This is a genomic window from Bartonella australis AUST/NH1, assembly GCF_000341355.1.
Lineage (GTDB): Bacteria > Pseudomonadota > Alphaproteobacteria > Rhizobiales > Rhizobiaceae > Bartonella > Bartonella australis.
This window is the reverse complement of the sequence record NC_020300.1, coordinates 1382650-1397577: the sequence shown is the minus strand read 5'-3', so window position 1 is coordinate 1397577 and position 14928 is coordinate 1382650. Positions and strand designations below refer to the sequence as shown.

General features: G+C 45.2%; 15 protein-coding genes, 1 tRNA gene and 1 other RNA gene. 9 read left to right on the top strand and 8 right to left on the bottom strand.

The genetic code is table 11. From position 1 onward, the window contains the following. Window positions 1-247: 247 nt before the first annotated feature. From BANH1_RS06075 to BANH1_RS06065, 3 genes are all read left to right on the top strand, one after another. A complete protein-coding gene (locus BANH1_RS06075; RefSeq protein ID WP_015398481.1) occupies window positions 248-565 on the top strand; it encodes a hypothetical protein in 318 nt (105 codons plus the stop codon). Between the two features lie 308 nt (window positions 566-873). Continuing rightward, window positions 874-1263, top strand: a complete 390-nt coding sequence (locus BANH1_RS06070; protein ID WP_015398480.1) for a hypothetical protein — start codon at window positions 874-876, stop codon at window positions 1261-1263. Window positions 1264-1717: 454 nt separating this feature from the next. Further along, a complete protein-coding gene (locus tag BANH1_RS06065) occupies window positions 1718-2353 on the top strand; it encodes a lambda exonuclease family protein (RefSeq protein ID WP_015398478.1) in 636 nt (211 codons plus the stop codon). Window positions 2354-2450: 97 nt separating this feature from the next. On the opposite strand, the gene BANH1_RS06060 is transcribed toward BANH1_RS06065, so the two are convergent. Beyond that, window positions 2451-2525, bottom strand: a tRNA-Thr gene (locus BANH1_RS06060). Between the two features lie 161 nt (window positions 2526-2686). Here BANH1_RS06060 and BANH1_RS07430 point away from each other — a divergent pair. Next, a complete protein-coding gene (locus BANH1_RS07430) occupies window positions 2687-2830 on the top strand; it encodes a hypothetical protein (RefSeq protein ID WP_015398477.1) in 144 nt (47 codons plus the stop codon). A gap of 306 nt (window positions 2831-3136) precedes the next feature. Further along, complete coding sequence (gene murA / locus BANH1_RS06055; protein ID WP_015398476.1) at window positions 3137-4432, top strand: UDP-N-acetylglucosamine 1-carboxyvinyltransferase; 1296 nt, start codon at window positions 3137-3139, stop codon at window positions 4430-4432. A 242-nt stretch (window positions 4433-4674) separates the two neighbouring features. On the opposite strand, the gene BANH1_RS06050 is transcribed toward murA, so the two are convergent. The 7 genes from BANH1_RS06050 to purE form a co-directional block, all read right to left on the bottom strand. Beyond that, window positions 4675-5499: a TIGR00282 family metallophosphoesterase gene (locus tag BANH1_RS06050; protein ID WP_015398475.1), complete on the bottom strand. Its 825-nt coding sequence runs from the start codon at window positions 5497-5499 to the stop codon at window positions 4675-4677. A gap of 18 nt (window positions 5500-5517) precedes the next feature. After that, complete coding sequence (locus BANH1_RS06045) at window positions 5518-6126, bottom strand: 5-formyltetrahydrofolate cyclo-ligase (RefSeq protein ID WP_015398474.1); 609 nt, start codon at window positions 6124-6126, stop codon at window positions 5518-5520. A 193-nt stretch (window positions 6127-6319) separates the two neighbouring features. Then, a non-coding RNA gene (gene ssrS, locus BANH1_RS07265) (6S RNA) lies at window positions 6320-6479 on the bottom strand. Window positions 6480-6716: 237 nt separating this feature from the next. Continuing rightward, complete coding sequence (locus tag BANH1_RS06040) at window positions 6717-7487, bottom strand: tetratricopeptide repeat protein (protein ID WP_015398473.1); 771 nt, start codon at window positions 7485-7487, stop codon at window positions 6717-6719. A gap of 139 nt (window positions 7488-7626) precedes the next feature. Continuing rightward, entirely contained in the window at window positions 7627-7752 is a 126-nt protein-coding gene (ykgO, locus tag BANH1_RS06035; RefSeq protein ID WP_041583312.1) for a type B 50S ribosomal protein L36, read from the bottom strand. A gap of 443 nt (window positions 7753-8195) precedes the next feature. Then, a complete protein-coding gene (locus BANH1_RS06030; RefSeq protein ID WP_015398472.1) occupies window positions 8196-9296 on the bottom strand; it encodes a 5-(carboxyamino)imidazole ribonucleotide synthase in 1101 nt (366 codons plus the stop codon). Between the two features lies 1 nt (window position 9297). Continuing rightward, window positions 9298-9795, bottom strand: coding sequence for a 5-(carboxyamino)imidazole ribonucleotide mutase (purE, locus tag BANH1_RS06025; RefSeq protein WP_015398471.1), 498 nt, complete (start codon window positions 9793-9795; stop codon window positions 9298-9300). Window positions 9796-10150: 355 nt separating this feature from the next. Here purE and infA point away from each other — a divergent pair, with 355 nt between their 5' ends. The 4 genes from infA to clpB all read left to right on the top strand — a co-directional run bounded on the left by infA (window position 10151) and on the right by clpB (window position 14749). Further along, window positions 10151-10369 (top strand): translation initiation factor IF-1, encoded by a 219-nt coding sequence (gene infA / locus BANH1_RS06015; RefSeq protein WP_004856585.1) that lies wholly within the window; start codon window positions 10151-10153, stop codon window positions 10367-10369. 273 nt (window positions 10370-10642) lie between these two features. Next, window positions 10643-11284, top strand: coding sequence for a Maf family nucleotide pyrophosphatase (locus BANH1_RS06010; protein ID WP_015398470.1), 642 nt, complete (start codon window positions 10643-10645; stop codon window positions 11282-11284). 29 nt (window positions 11285-11313) lie between these two features. Next, window positions 11314-11556: a DNA gyrase inhibitor YacG gene (gene yacG / locus BANH1_RS06005; protein WP_015398469.1), complete on the top strand. Its 243-nt coding sequence runs from the start codon at window positions 11314-11316 to the stop codon at window positions 11554-11556. A 553-nt stretch (window positions 11557-12109) separates the two neighbouring features. Beyond that, entirely contained in the window at window positions 12110-14749 is a 2640-nt protein-coding gene (gene clpB, locus BANH1_RS06000) for an ATP-dependent chaperone ClpB (protein ID WP_015398468.1), read from the top strand. The last annotated feature ends 179 nt before the right edge of the window (window positions 14750-14928 follow it).

The following is a 14928-nucleotide window of genomic DNA, read 5'->3' as shown; positions in this document are numbered from 1 at the left end:
GGTTGTGTAGACAGCAAAGGATGAGTGGCGCGATATCGGAGATAGATGGGTTTTAACCCATGGAATTTTCAGGGAATTTACCTGCATTTGATTGGGCGACGGGTTGTTTGGTGACTCAAAAATGTAGTTAAGGCCTTCTTAAAATGAAGTTTATTTTATTAATTTACCTCCTCTTTGGAGGATAATGCAAGTTAATTTTACAAAAGAACGTGTATTTTTTTAGAAAGACAGGCTATATGGTGAAACTATGAATATCAATGGTTGGCGTCAGAGATTGAGCGAAGCACTCAGGAAAACCGGGCGGTCAAAGCGGTCTATTTCCCTCGCAGCAGGAAAAGGAGCCGGTTATCTCCACTCTATCCTTGCTGAAGGAAAAGATCCGACGATTGAGTCGCTTTCCGATGTGTGCAACACAATTAATGTCAGTATGAGTTATATTCTGTGCGGACAAAAATGTAGTCCAGAAGATCAAGAATTCATTGAACTTATTTCAAAAATTTCCCCACAGGAACGACAGGCGCTCTTGACTCTTTTGCGGCGACCAATTGACGAAGAAGAACAATAACGTCTTTTTGTGTTTTTTTGTCAATGGTGCACCAATATTGTACGAGTTTTAAATCACTCATTTCGCTCTCCTGTCTTTTTATGGTTGCATTAATCGTGAACAAAGAGTGAACAATACAAGGACAATAGGTGAACAAAGTATGACGTCTTTTGGTTCACACATGCTATTTGAACGTCGTAAAGAGTAAAATATATCTTTTATTGAGGATAAAACAATTGACATATCTCCCATAGAGGATATAAGACTAACGCTATATTTGATCATGTCAAGATAAAGCTTGGGTTTATCAACTATCTAAGGGGGAGATCATGAAGCACATTCCATTTATTAAGGATGACGAAATTCTTATTGTCTATTGTGAAGATGAAGATAGTGGGGCCTATGTCGGGCCTATCGACCAAGAAGAAGAAGTTTTGGATCTTGTGGAAGGACGTGATACCGTACAGAGACTTTTACGGCTTGATTTAAAAACTCTTCATGCTGACGATATCAGCGAAAAAATTGCGCATCTCTATATGGAACACTACGGAGAAGATGAACAAATAGGGCAATTTCAGCCGTTCATTCTCGAGAGTGATGCATATCATAAACAGCTTGACCGGAAGATTATGCGCGACTACGAAGATAATCTTTATGGCTCTTATGAAAAGCAGCATCGTTTGCGCCCATGTGATGTACTGTCCGGTTGTTGGTGGTGAGTATAATGCTGACTTATCTCGAAACAATTTCTTATGGAGTCCCACTTTACTATGCGGGAAATACTCAACACATAATCAGACTTGAGCCACAAAAACATGGTGCATTCGCTTTTATCTCGCGAGAGGCGGCGGGGTGCGTCGCGAAGAAACTGGCTCACCAATGCCATAGAGACGACTTTTCTGTGGTTGAGAAGCATGGTTGAGTTTTCTTACCAATTTTAGCCAATGAGAACAAAAAAGGCGTATGAGTGCGAAAGGCGCTGAGGGTGCTGATGTCGGCGCCGGGGTGCTGATGTTGGTGCCGAGGTGCTGATGTTGGTGCCGGGGTACTGATGTTGGTGCTGAGGTTCTGATGTTGGTGCTGAGGTGCTGATGCTGGTGCCGAAGGGCCGGTGTCGGTGCCGAGGTGCTGATGGTAAAAAAATTTAAAAAAATGGGAGAGGGAGGAAACACAATGCCAATCATTATAGATTGTATTCAAGGAACGCCCGAATGGCGCCAAGCGCGCAATGGTCTGGTTACCGCTTCTTTGTTCGAAATGGTTATGGCACGAAAAAAAGATGGACAAAAAACGCAAAAATATCAATCTATTATGATGAAACTCGCTGGAGAAAGAATCACAGGAAAACCCGTCGAAGAGGCGATAACTCCCTCTATGCGCCGCGGAACAGAATTAGAACCAACCGCGCGCCAACTCTACGGAGTCCTCACCCAGGTAGAGCCAAAATCTATCGGTTTTGTTCTCACCGATGATCGCATGAAAGGTTTTTCCCCGGATGCTTTTATCGGAGAAAATGGGTTGTTGGAAATTAAAACGAAAAAACCCGAAATTTTGATCCCTCATTTTTACCAAAAAAGTTTTCCGGCTGAACATAAGGCTCAATGCCAAGGGGGATTGTGGATCGCACAACGTGAATGGGTAGATTTGATGCTTTATTGGCCAGATATGCCCCCCTTGATTAAGCGTGCTTACCGTGATGAAGCCTATATTCGTAAGCTTGAATTTGAAATTAATCGCTTTAATGAGGCTCTGAATATCATGGTCCACCAAATTAAAAATACTGATAGAAAATTGATGAGAGAACAATAAAGAGAGATAAAAGAGTGCTAATGCACTGAATATAAAAGATGGGTCCGGGAAAACGGGAAAAAAGCTACAAAAGGGATGCAAAAAAAAGCACAAACACTGGTGCTGCGAGAGAGGATTGAACTCTCGACCTCTCCCTTACCAAGGGAGTGCTCTACCACTGAGCTACCGCAGCATTTTTGAAATCCCACGCTGCCTTGTGCCATATTGTCATAAAATAGGCAAGAGACCATTCGTCCATTCTTGCAAGAAACCCCTTCTTATGTCATGACACGAACTTTGTAAAAAACGTCAATTCTATATTCAGAAAGTCAATAGTGCTCAAGAGGTTGTGCAATGACGCAAATGCATCAACAAGAAAAAAAGAATTATCAAGATGAAAAAGAAAAGCGGCGCCAAGAACGGCTCGCTAAGCAGTTGCGCGAAAATCTTAAACGACGTAAAGAGCAAAGTCGCAAACGTGCTCAAAAAGAATCCTAAAAACTATCCGTGAAAGAAGTTCCTCTTGCACACAGGAGTGTGCAGGGAAGCTTCATAGAAAAGCTCTAAGGTGGCCGGGGGGGAGATATTTGGGGGATTGCGAAAAGGCTTTGCAGAAAAGCTCTTGGGACAATCCACAAAAGAACTTTCAGTTTAGGCATTTTTACGGCATCTTTGCAACCAAATTTCTCAATGAGTCGTTATAGCTATTGCAAGGAGTAGCTTTTCAAAAAGCGAAAGCCTCTTAAAAAGTGCGGATAAAGGGAAACCGCGCAGGATCAAGAAAAAGAAAAAAGTGAAAGCATTATGGAATCTATTCAAATCGTTGGCGGGCAATCTCTCTATGGTACTATTCCTATCTCCGGAGCAAAAAATGCTGCTTTACCTCTTATGATCGCTGCCCTGCTTACCAAGGATACACTAACCCTTGATAATGTCCCTCATTTGGCTGACGTTGAACTCTTAATCCGGATTCTCAATAATCACGGGATCGATTATGCTGTTGAAGGGCGAAAATGTCATGAAGAGTGCTCTGCTTCGAGAACAATCCATTTTACTGCTCATAATATTACAACAACACGGGCGCCCTACGAACTGGTTAGAAAAATGCGCGCAAGCTTTTGGGTTATCGGCCCACTCCTTGCACGATGCGGAGAAGCCTATGTGTCATTGCCAGGAGGCTGTGCTATCGGAACGCGGCCTGTCGATTTAATCCTTCAAGGACTCAGAGCCTTAGGCGTAACAATTAAAATCGAAAATGGATATGTTCACGCTAAAGCCCCAAAAGGTCTTAAAGGGGGGCATTATCGTTTCCCTAAAGTCACCGTTGGGGGAACACACATTATGCTCATGGCTGCGGCTTTAGCTCATGGAGAAACTGTTCTCGATAATGCAGCACGTGAACCAGAAGTCACAAATCTTGTCCAAGCACTCAAAGCAATGGGGGCAAAAATAACCGGTGAAGGTACGTGTACTCTCACAATCAACGGTGTCCAAAAACTCAATGGTGCAAGAATAAGCGTGATCGCTGACCGAATCGAAACAGGAACCTACGCAATAGCCGTTGCTATGACCGGGGGAAATGTCCTGCTCAAAGATGCTGATCCAGAACATCTCACCGAAGTGCTTCGTGTTCTCCAAAAAACAGGACTCGATATTGAAATAAAACCAGAAGGTATTCAGGTTAAACGAGACAAAAATAAAACAAAAATTACCCCTGTCGATATCGAGACTGCACCTTTTCCGGCTTTTCCAACCGATCTCCAAGCTCAATTCATGGCGTTAATGACACAGGCTCAGGGGAGTGCGCGGATCACCGAAACAATTTTCGAAAACCGTTTCATGCATGTGCAGGAACTCGTACGCTTGGGGGCGCGGATCAAACTCGATGGGCGGACTGCAACCGTTCAGGGAACAAAAAGTCTACAGGGAGCGCCAGTAATGGCAACTGATCTGCGAGCTTCCGTCTCTCTCGTCATCGCCGCCCTTGCCGCAAAAGGGGAGACGATTGTGAATCGTGTTTATCATCTTGATCGTGGATTTGAAAAGCTGGAAGAAAAATTATCCCAATGTGGGGCAATATTGCAACGCATTGCTATTTAATGAGAAGTCTAACTCCCTTTTAATATATGAAGAAGTGAACCTATTCGCAGACAGGTCAAATGCGATAAGCAGACCGCAACCGGTCGGGGAACCAAAATTTTGCGAAGAACCTCGATGAAAATAAGCCTAAAGTGTGAATGAAAACCAATTTAGAAAATCTAGCAGGGTAGACCTAAAGCGACGTCCTTTTGCGCGAAACTGCGCCCATAGATGGCACAAAAATGTGAAATCTACGGCAAAATCTACCAAAAATCTGGAACTTCAGACTTTAAATGAGCACCGAGGCGAACCGCCGACACTTTATCCGCTAAGCCTGTGCGATCCGATATTTCAACCGCTAAACCACAAAGAGTTGCAGGACCTCGTGCAGGCTCATAATGACTGTGCTTCTTCTTGTAAAGAAAACGGTAGAGAGGCTCTTCCTTATCCATGCCAAGTGATGAATTATAATCGCCACACATACCCGCGTCCGACATGTAAGCAGTCCCGCCTGGTAAAATATGTGCATCAGCCGTTGGAATATGGGTATGTGTCCCGACAACAACACTAACACGGCTATCAAGAAAATGGCCAAGACATTGCTTTTCACTCGTTGCTTCTGCGTGAAAATCAAAAATAATAGCGTCAGCTTGTTCAGTCAAAGAGCAGGCGGTGACGATCTTTTCTGCCGTCTCAAAAGAATCAGCTATGCCACCGTAAGGCATAAAAACATTCCCTAAAACATTCGCAACAAGAATACGTGCGCCATTCCTGGCCGTAAATAAATCTGAACCCTTCCCAGGAGTGCCCGTAGCAAAATTCGCTGGACGTAAAAAACAGTCGCTCTGCTCGATATCATTCAATATCTCTTTACAGCAAAAGGCGTGGTTACCCGTCGTAACGACATCAACCCCGACAGTTAAAAGGTCTCGATAGATCCTTCGTGTTATGCCAAAGCCGTTGGAAGCATTTTCGCCATTTACAACAACAAAGTCGAGGCGCCACTGGGTAATCAATTCTGGAAGGTAATGCAAAACGATCGCGCACCCCGCTTGCCCAACGATATCTCCTAAGAACAAAAACCGCATGCGCGCTTCAACGGGGATCTAGCATTTGAAAAAACCTTTCTCTGTGAAAACTCCTTCTACAATAAGATCATGATCTGTACAAGGAATTGACTCAACTTTTTGACAAGAAAAGCCTAAGCCCAATAAACGGGCATGATGTCCGCTTTTCTGAAGGTTCTTAATAGCGCGGTCATAATATCCCTTCCCATAGCCAAGTCGGTGGCACTGATTATCAAAGGCAGAAAGGGGCACAATCACAATGCTAGGGTTAATAACTCTCTGATTTGCACCCGGACCAAATGTGCCAAATCGCATAGGTTCTAAGGGAGTGGTTGCCGAAAATGCGCGAAAAACCATCCTTGTACTATCAATGACGGCCGGCAAAGCTAAATGGCCGCCCCGTGACAAAACAAAATCAAATAAAGGGCGAGGGTCTATTTCTGACAGGATTGGCCAATAACCAGCAAGAACTGTTTGCGAAAAATCTTCAACAATTTGTTCAAGGTAGTGTACTATGTGGGCGCAAGCAAGCTGTGAAAAAAGGCGACGCTCTTGCACCGAAAGCTCGTCGCGCCGCAAGTGGCCGAGCGCGCGCAAACGAGAGCGTATTTGAGAAAGAGACTCTGGGCATTTGGTGATCTTCGGCATTATTCAATCAATCATTTTAAAAATCACCATCGTAATCTGCTCAATTCACGCGAAAAACACCAAACCCTCGGCGTTCAACAAAAAAGCCGATCTCAAAAAACCCCCCTGGGTGAGTGAGCACCTTAAAAAAGCCCACAAATCCTTTCGGGAATAGCACCTATGACGACCTCAAAAGCGGCCGTGCACGTAAAAATGGTGAACCACAGCAACCGATGGAAAAGATTGACCCCGAGAACCTACTCTGTAGGTGGGCGCCATATGAGAAAGCCCACGAGCTCTCTCAGGGACAGCTCCCTTGGAAATCAATAAGGTCTCAGGAATGCGTTATTTCCTGTCGAGAAGTGCAGAACACCACCCGCTATTATAGGATAGTTTAGTCTCCCCAGCTAGAAAAAATTACAAAAAATTCCTCTTAAATGAATGACTATGTCCTTTTTAAGTGGGGTTCTAAGTAAGCCGGTTGTCTGAAGGGCGAGTGACTATATCCCATCCCAGATGGGGTTCTAAGTAAATCCGTCGTCTGAAAGGCGAGCGACTACACCCCTTCCAGATGGGAGAATGAGTAAGCAGATCGGCTAAGGGACGCATTATCAAATCTCTTGGGCAGATTGCTCGTCTAAAAGCACTTCAATACGTTGGTGAAGCCGCTGCATTTGAGGATAATAATGAAGGGCTTTTTCATAAGCTTTGAGCGCGAGCTGTGGACGCTCTGTCGCTTCCATGATTATTCCGAGCTCAAAAAGGGCTACATAATGCCGCGGTTCAAGCTCAAGCGCATGGTTAAGATCAAGCATCGCAAGCTTGAAATCACTAAGTTGAATATGAATCCAAGCGCGTCTAACCCAAGCCTCGGCGTAGGTGGGAGAGAGCGCAATCGCATTGTCAAGATAGTCAAGCGCTAGGCCGTAATTTTCCGTGTTGATCGCTTTTTCGCCCCACAGCATCAAAAGGTCAACAGTCTCACTCCCTGATTGTGACCATAAACGTTGAATTTGCTGGCTGATTTTTTTCGCTTCATCAACTTGTGCACAATGTTTTAATTCTTTGAATAAGCGTATAAGCTCTGCCTCTTTGCGCTGTTTAGCATTCTGAATAGGAGGGCGATCCGTCGCTTCCAAATCTTCGAGAATATTTGTTGCCGGATCAGTCACAGAAGGGGGAGAAGACGGTTGGCTCGGAATGAGATCATCCAAAGGCAAAAGCGATTGTGGAGGGGAATCTTCAAAAGGTGACGAAGGACGCTCGCCGCCATAACTGGGAGAGAGAAAACAAAAAATACCCAAAACGACAGAAAAGAAAGCTCGAATAACAGAGAAAATACGCCACTGCAGAGCCTTTGAAAAAAGAAAGGAGAAAATCATCAAAAAAGGACACCGGCCCCAAAAGATCAATAAAGAAAGAGACCCACGAAAAAAGCGGGCTCACAGATCCCCAATCTTGGCCATAAATCTCGGCCCTTAAGTTCGGCTTCTAATTTTGACCATCAACTAATTTTGGCCATCAACCCTGGCGTGCCCGGAAACGCGGGTTGGTTTTATTCAGAATATAAACACGCCCCTTGCGGCGAACCAACCGATTGTCGCGATGACGTCCTCTGAGCGCTTTGAGCGAATTTTTAATTTTCATCATACTCACCGTTTATACACATTAGCACGGTGTAACACCACGCACCCCCTCCGCCGCTCTGTAAAGAAGAACGCTCCCCTCTCAGACAAAAATATCTACCGGCATAATGAACACGCGAAAACCGCGAAAAACTAAGATCCTCCTAGCAGGAAGCGTCATTTTTGTCAAGCAGACATCCTTCACAAACTAAATAGGGGTGTCTGGGGAACTGAGGGAGAGAGATGAAGAGCGGAGTGTGGGGGCACGGTGATGAGAGGGGAAAAGGGTGGAAGTGGGGGGAATGGGGGAGGAGGTAAGTGGACAGGGAAGCTAAAAGCGGGGTGGACGCTGTGAGCAGAGTGTAGAGGCATAGTGATGAGAGGGAAAAAGGGTGGAAGTGGAGGGAATGGGGAAGGAGGTAAGTGGAGAGGGAAGGAGAAGGAGTCTGTCCATTTTATCGTATATCAGGAAATTGTCGCCGGCCCCGTTAATCGGATGACGTGCCCCATTTTGCGTGTTGGCTGAACAGAATGTTTGCCATATAATTGCGCGCAGGTGCGCTCCTGCGCCAAAAAATATTGAAAATCACCTAAATTATCGCCAAGAAGATTCGTCATTTCGCAATCGCTATGCCGGTATGTGCTGCCCAAAGGAAGGCCGCATAGAGCGCGGATGTGCTGTTCAAACTGGGAGGTTATACATGCTTTTTGGGTCCAGTGGCCAGAATTATGTACGCGAGGAGCCAATTCATTAGCCAGAAGACGTCCATCCTCTAAGACGAAAAATTCGATGCAAAGTACGCCAATATAGTCAAGGGCTTGCATTACCGAAAGGCTGATTTCTTGTGCAGTTTTTTGCACATGATGTGGAACTGTTGAGGGAACAAATGTTTTACGAAGAATGCCGTCTTTATGCTGATTCTCAGGGCAGTCATAAACAGCGTAGTCTCCTTTTCGATTGCGCGAAGAAAGAACCGAAATTTCTGACACAAAAGGGATAATCTCTTCTAAAATCGCTGGTTGGTGCTGTAGCGAAGCTAAAGCCTCATCAATCGCGTGCGCACTGGGATCACGAAGCATAATCTGATTTTTTCCGTCATAACCAAAACGGCGCGTCTTCAAAAGACCTTGTCCTCCTAGCGCAGAAAGTCCAGAAACTAAAGAAGTACGGTCATCAACGGCATACCACGAGGCCGTATGGACGCCTTGCGCGTTTAAAAATTGTTTCTCAAAAAGTCGATCTTGCGTAATTTCTAAAACCTTTGAGGACGGATAAAGACGTCTCGCTCCCTCTATATATTGAACCGTATATATAGGAAGATTTTCAAATTCATAAGTCACCACATGACACATCGCAATAAAACGGTCTAATGCCGAACGGTCATCATATGCAGCAACAATATGGTCATTTGCTGTTTGCGCCGCCGGGCAATTTTCTTCAGGACAAAGGACGACCGTCCTAAAACCAAGTTCCGCTGCCGCTATAGCTAACATGCGCGCCAGTTGCCCGCCCCCTATTAAACCAATGGTCCTGCCTGGATGTAAGCTTTCAGAGAAATCTGCCATCTTAAACCTCAGTTGTAGGATACTCAGCAACATCGGCAGTTTGTTGTTGACGCCAATCTTCTAAACGTTGGGCCAAAATATCATCATAAACCGCCATAACTGCTGCTGACAAAAGTGCCGCGTTAATAGCGCCTGCTTTGCCAATCGCTAATGTGCCAACCGGTATACCCGCGGGCATCTGAACAATCGAAAGTAAAGAATCTTGACCAGACAAGGTTTGTGATTGTATCGGAACGCCAAAAACAGGAAGCGGTGTTATGGCAGCTAACATGCCAGGAAGATGTGCTGCACCTCCAGCACCCGCGATCAAAACTTTAAAACCTGCCGCTTTTGCGCCCTTCCCAAATTGGTAAAGCCGCTCAGGGGTTCGGTGGGCCGATATAATATGCGAGATATGAGAAATGCCAAGACTTGTCAAAATATCCGAGCTGTGGCGCATCGTTTGCCAATCCGATTGACTGCCCATTAAAAGTGCCACGTCATATGATTTTTCAGCCATTACACATCCTTTTTAAAGTGTCAAAACGTAATTCAGCCCCTTTCTTTAAAGGTCTTATACTCTGTTTGCAAAGTCAATTGATAAGGAAAAATACTTTTTCGTGTCTCTTTGAGGAGAGTACCGGTTTTAGGAAAATGAAAATAATGAGGGTGATGCTGGAGAATTGAAAAAAGATTAAAGAGGAAGTAAAAGGCACCAAAAGCGACCGGTTTGACACTATCAAAAACAAACAAAAAAGGAAAAACTCCCTACTTTTCGCTGAATTTCTGTTCACAAAACAGATAAAATAGGATATGAACCCCGGGAAATAATTCGCACAACGTAAACGCGCAAAATATGAAGGAAGTCGTTATTTATGTCCAAAGAAGAAGTTTTGGAATTTTCTGGTATCGTTACTGAGCTTTTGCCTAATGCAATGTTTCGTGTAAAACTAGAAAATGACCACGAAATTATCGCTCACACTGCTGGAAGAATGCGCAAAAACCGTATTCGTGTTTTGGCTGGTGATAAAATTATGGTCGAAATGACTCCTTACGATCTCACAAAAGGACGCATCATATATCGTTATAAATAGGGCGGGGTTTTTCGCTGCGCTTCCTAAAAGACCCGGTATTTTTCAAAATTTCTTAGAAAATATCTTCATTTTATCACAGAAAAAAATCTTTTGGGAGCAACTAAATACAGAGATTAAGCCGGTGGGAGGGCCGGCAAAAGGACCGGTAGGGAGGACCGGGGGGTGGGTAAGGGGATATATATTACAGTGAAATCAAAGCTGTTACCATGAGGTCGGTGACGTTAGAGAAAAATCAGACAACGTACTGAGAATCACTTTTGGAGAGTCAAAATAATGGAAATCGATTTAGTGCTAGCTTCCGCTTCCCCGCGTCGTCTGGAACTCTTAGCGCAAATTGGCATCGATCCCCGTCATGTTTACGCGGCCAATATAGACGAAACTCCAAAATTAAGAGAACATCCCGCAAATTTAGCAAAACGTTTAGCGAAGGAAAAAGCCCTTAAAGCCCGAGAAAGCTTCTTGTGGCGCGACCAAAATAGTGAAAACCCTGCGCTCTCAAAGAACAGTTTAATCTTAGCTGCTGATACTGTGGTCGCTGTTGGCTCCGTCATTATCCCTAAGCCAGAAGGAGAAGACGAAGCCTATGAATGTTTGCGCTTCCTTTCCGGGCGTGCGCACAAAGTATATGGCGCCGTTTGTTTGATGAATGAGAGCCGGAAAATAGCGGTCAAATTAGTCAAAACTTGTGTTCGCTTCAGGCGCTTAACATCCACCATGATGGATGCTTATCTAGCTTCTGGGGAATGGGAAGGAAAAGCCGGAGGCTACGCTATTCAAGGAAAAGCAGGGGCTTTCGTCGTCGATATCGCGGGTTCTTACTCCAATGTCGTCGGCTTGCCATTGGCTGAAACTGTCGATCTTCTGCTGGCTCACCATTATCCTATTATGCAAAATTGGGCCAAATGGATTGATTAAACGGAAAATTGATTGACGGGTGAAACATAATGACGCAGCTTAATCAATCAAAAAAGTCAAAGCGCCAACAAGAAAAAACAACGGATCTCCAAGGACAATCAACTCAATATTCTACACGTTCACCGCTTCCTTGCCCTGAATGTGGCAGAATGTCACAGCAAAATACCTACCCTTTTTGTTCGTCACGCTGCAAGGTAATCGATCTTAATCGCTGGTTGGCAGGGGCCTATATTTTACCGCCACCGCCCCAAAGAGCCGACGAAGAAGAATGAAAAAGATACAGCGTTCAGATTGAAGGCGCTGGGCGCAGAGTCCTCGGGTTAAAGATATTGAACGTCAAGTCTTTGGGTTGAGGGCATCAGGGTGGGGTCTTTAGGCTAAGGATGCTGAGTATCAAGCCTTGGAGTTGAGGGCATCAGGGTGGGGTCTTTAGGCTGAGGATGCTGAGTATCAAGCCTTGGAGTTGAGGGCATCAGGGTGGAGCCTTTAGGCTGAGGATGCTGAGTATCAAGCCTTGGGGTTGAGGACATTGAGGTGGAGCCTGTGGGCTAAAGATGTCGGGTATCAAGCATTCAGTTTAAGGATGCTGAAGCGGCGTCTTCAGGCTTGGACGTTTGCGTTGAGGGAACCAAGCGCAGAGCTGTGGCCTTTTAAAAGCTTTTGCTTCTTTGTATCCCCTTGCTATCCTTGTTCAAGGAACCCATATTCAGGAGACAACAGTGGCTATTCTTCAATTGATATTGTTAACGATTTTGCGCATGGTTTTGTATATCCTTGAGGACTTGTTCTGAAGAAGAAGCGGGCAAAGCGATAAAGGAAGAAAAAATGAATTTGGAAAAATATAGTGAACGGCTTCAAGGTTTTCTGCAGGCGGCGCAAAGCAACGCTCTCGCTTCTGATCATCAGCAATTCATGCCTGAGCATCTCCTAAAAGTGATCTTGGACGATGATCAAGGATTAGCAGCTTCTTTGATTCAAAGAGCCGGCGGTGATCTGCCTGTCATTCGCAAAGCACTCCAAGAAGCACTCGAAGCGCTGCCTAAAGTGCAAGGCGGAAATGGCCAGCTCTATATGTCGCAGCAACTTGCAAAAATTTTCACAATGGCCGAGGAACTCGCCAAAAAAGCCGGCGACCAGTTTGTAACCGTCGAGCGGATATTACAAGCGCTTATTATGGAAAAAACGGCAAAAACCGCCGATATCTTAACAAGTGGAGGTTTAACACCACAGGCCCTCAATCAAGCTATTCAAACAATGCGAAAGGGAAAAACCGCAACAAGCCCCCACGCCGAAAGCCAATATGAAGCTTTGAAAAAATATGCCCGGGATTTGACAAAAGAGGCACGCGAAGGAAAATTGGACCCTGTTATTGGACGTGAAGAAGAAATTCGCCGGGCTGTTCAAGTCTTATCACGACGGACGAAAAATAACCCCGTTCTTATCGGCGAACCAGGAGTGGGAAAAACTGCAATTGTTGAAGGATTAGCACTGCGTATCGTCAATGGGGACGTTCCAGAGACATTGCGTGATAAGCAGCTTCACGCGCTCGATATGGGAGCGCTTATCGCAGGCGCAAAATATCGCGGGGAGTTCGAAGAAAGATTAAAAGCAGTTCTCGCAGAGATACAGGCCGAAAACGGGCAGATCATCCTTTTTATCGATGAATTGCATAATCTTGTCGGTGCTGGAAAATCCGATGGGCCCATGGACGCCTCCAATTTGCTTAAGCCAGCTCTTGCACGGGGAGAACTCCATTGCGTGGGAGCCACAACACTTGAAGAATACAGAAAATACGTCGAAAAAGATGCAGCCCTAGCGCGCCGCTTCCAACCTGTCTTCGTGCCTGAGCCGACGGTCGATGATACAATTTCTATTCTACGCGGTATCAAAGAAAAATACGAACAACATCACAAAGTACGGCTGGCCGATGGCGCATTAATCGCTGCTGCACGCTTATCAAATCGCTATATTACCGATCGTTTCCTCCCCGATAAAGCAATCGATCTCGTTGATGAAGCGGCTGCACGATTACGCATGCAGGTTGATTCAAAACCTGAAGAGCTTGATGCAATCGATCGGCGCATCATGCAATTGAAAATTGAACGCGAAGCGCTAAAAACGGAAGTCGACCCCGCTGCAAAAGAACGGCTGCAAACCGTGCAAACCGAGCTTGATAGCTTAGAAAAACAATCTGCAGAAATGACAAGTGCTTGGCAGGCCGAAAAACAAAAATTAGGACACGCCGCAGACCTCAAAAAACAGCTCGAAGAAGCACGAAATGCTTTGGCTATTGCTCAACGGAATGGGCAATTTCAACGCGCGGGTGAGCTGGCTTATAGTGTTATACCAGAACTGGAAAAACAATTAAGTGCCGCTGAAAATGATGACCACAAAAATGGCTTAGTCGAAGAAACTGTTACAGCTGAACATATTGCTCAAATTGTCTCACGATGGACCGGCATCCCCATCGATCGTATGCTGGAAGCAGAACGCGATAAACTTTTGCGTATGGAAGATGAAATCAGTCAACGCGTCGTCGGGCAGGGTGAAGCCGTTCAGGCTATCTCGCGCGCTGTGCGACGCGCTCGCGCAGGATTGCAAGACCCCAATAGACCTATCGGATCCTTCATGTTCTTAGGGCCAACAGGTGTGGGGAAAACCGAATTAACAAAAGCTCTCGCCGCATTCCTTTTCCAAGACCCAAACGCAATGTTGCGGATTGATATGTCAGAATATATGGAAAAACACGCAGGAGCGCGGCTAATCGGAGCTCCTCCGGGATATGTCGGATACGAAGAAGGGGGAGTGCTCACTGAAGCCGTGAGACGCAGACCTTACCAAGTCATTCTTTTCGACGAAATCGAAAAAGCTCACCCCGACATCTTTAATCTTTTACTCCAAGTGCTGGATGAGGGACGGTTAACCGATAGTCAAGGACGAACCGTTGATTTCCGAAATACCCTACTCATTATGACGTCTAATCTCGGGGCTGAATTTTTGACCTCACTTTCTGCAAGCGAGACAACTGATAAAGTCAGAGATGACGTCATGCGTGTCGTCAAAGCAGCATTCCGTCCCGAATTTCTTAACCGTATCGATGAGATTATCCTCTTCCAAAGATTACAGCGCAGGGATATGGAGGCCATCGTCGATATTCAAATCAAATCTTTACAAAAACTGCTGAATGAACGCAAAATAACTTTGCATATCGAACCAGAAGCACGTGAATTTCTCGCCGATAAAGGATATGATCCTCTTTATGGAGCACGCCCTTTAAAGAGGATTATTCAAAAAGAAATTCAAGACGCTTTGGCCGAACGCATCTTGTTTGGGACAATTCAAGACGATACGACCGTCACCATTACGAAAGAAGGGGATAGATTAGCCTTTTCTTCCGTAGCAAAAGGTGCACAAAAGGAAGCTGCCGGAGAAAATGAAAAGATAAAAGAAGAAAATAAAACTTGACAAGGTAAACTTAAACAGATATCATAAAAGGAGAGTTGGAATTGCGTTCTTTTTTGCGCGTCGTGGTGTGGGGTAATGTCCTGTGCCGCGTTTTTTTTGTGTTTATTGTCTTATCCTGAGCAGTGTCCTATTCGAGGTGCTATTTTGCTTTGAGCGTTTAGGGGGCGGGGGGATTTTGA

Coding starts and splice junctions, on each gene's coding strand:
- yacG (WP_015398469.1), top strand. CDS start 11,314: ATGACGCAGCTTAATCAATCAAAAAAGTCAAAGCGCCAACAAGAAAAA.
- BANH1_RS06045 (WP_015398474.1), bottom strand. CDS start 6,126: ATGCCGAAGATCACCAAATGCCCAGAGTCTCTTTCTCAAATACGCTCT.
- BANH1_RS07430 (WP_015398477.1), top strand. CDS start 2,687: ATGACGCAAATGCATCAACAAGAAAAAAAGAATTATCAAGATGAAAAA.
- BANH1_RS06030 (WP_015398472.1), bottom strand. CDS start 9,296: ATGGCAGATTTCTCTGAAAGCTTACATCCAGGCAGGACCATTGGTTTA.
- BANH1_RS06070 (WP_015398480.1), top strand. CDS start 874: ATGAAGCACATTCCATTTATTAAGGATGACGAAATTCTTATTGTCTAT.
- BANH1_RS06065 (WP_015398478.1), top strand. CDS start 1,718: ATGCCAATCATTATAGATTGTATTCAAGGAACGCCCGAATGGCGCCAA.
- BANH1_RS06075 (WP_015398481.1), top strand. CDS start 248: ATGAATATCAATGGTTGGCGTCAGAGATTGAGCGAAGCACTCAGGAAA.
- murA (WP_015398476.1), top strand. CDS start 3,137: ATGGAATCTATTCAAATCGTTGGCGGGCAATCTCTCTATGGTACTATT.
- ykgO (WP_041583312.1), bottom strand. CDS start 7,752: ATGAAAATTAAAAATTCGCTCAAAGCGCTCAGAGGACGTCATCGCGAC.
- infA (WP_004856585.1), top strand. CDS start 10,151: ATGTCCAAAGAAGAAGTTTTGGAATTTTCTGGTATCGTTACTGAGCTT.
- BANH1_RS06050 (WP_015398475.1), bottom strand. CDS start 5,499: ATGCGGTTTTTGTTCTTAGGAGATATCGTTGGGCAAGCGGGGTGCGCG.
- clpB (WP_015398468.1), top strand. CDS start 12,110: ATGAATTTGGAAAAATATAGTGAACGGCTTCAAGGTTTTCTGCAGGCG.
- BANH1_RS06010 (WP_015398470.1), top strand. CDS start 10,643: ATGGAAATCGATTTAGTGCTAGCTTCCGCTTCCCCGCGTCGTCTGGAA.
- purE (WP_015398471.1), bottom strand. CDS start 9,795: ATGGCTGAAAAATCATATGACGTGGCACTTTTAATGGGCAGTCAATCG.
- BANH1_RS06040 (WP_015398473.1), bottom strand. CDS start 7,487: ATGATTTTCTCCTTTCTTTTTTCAAAGGCTCTGCAGTGGCGTATTTTC.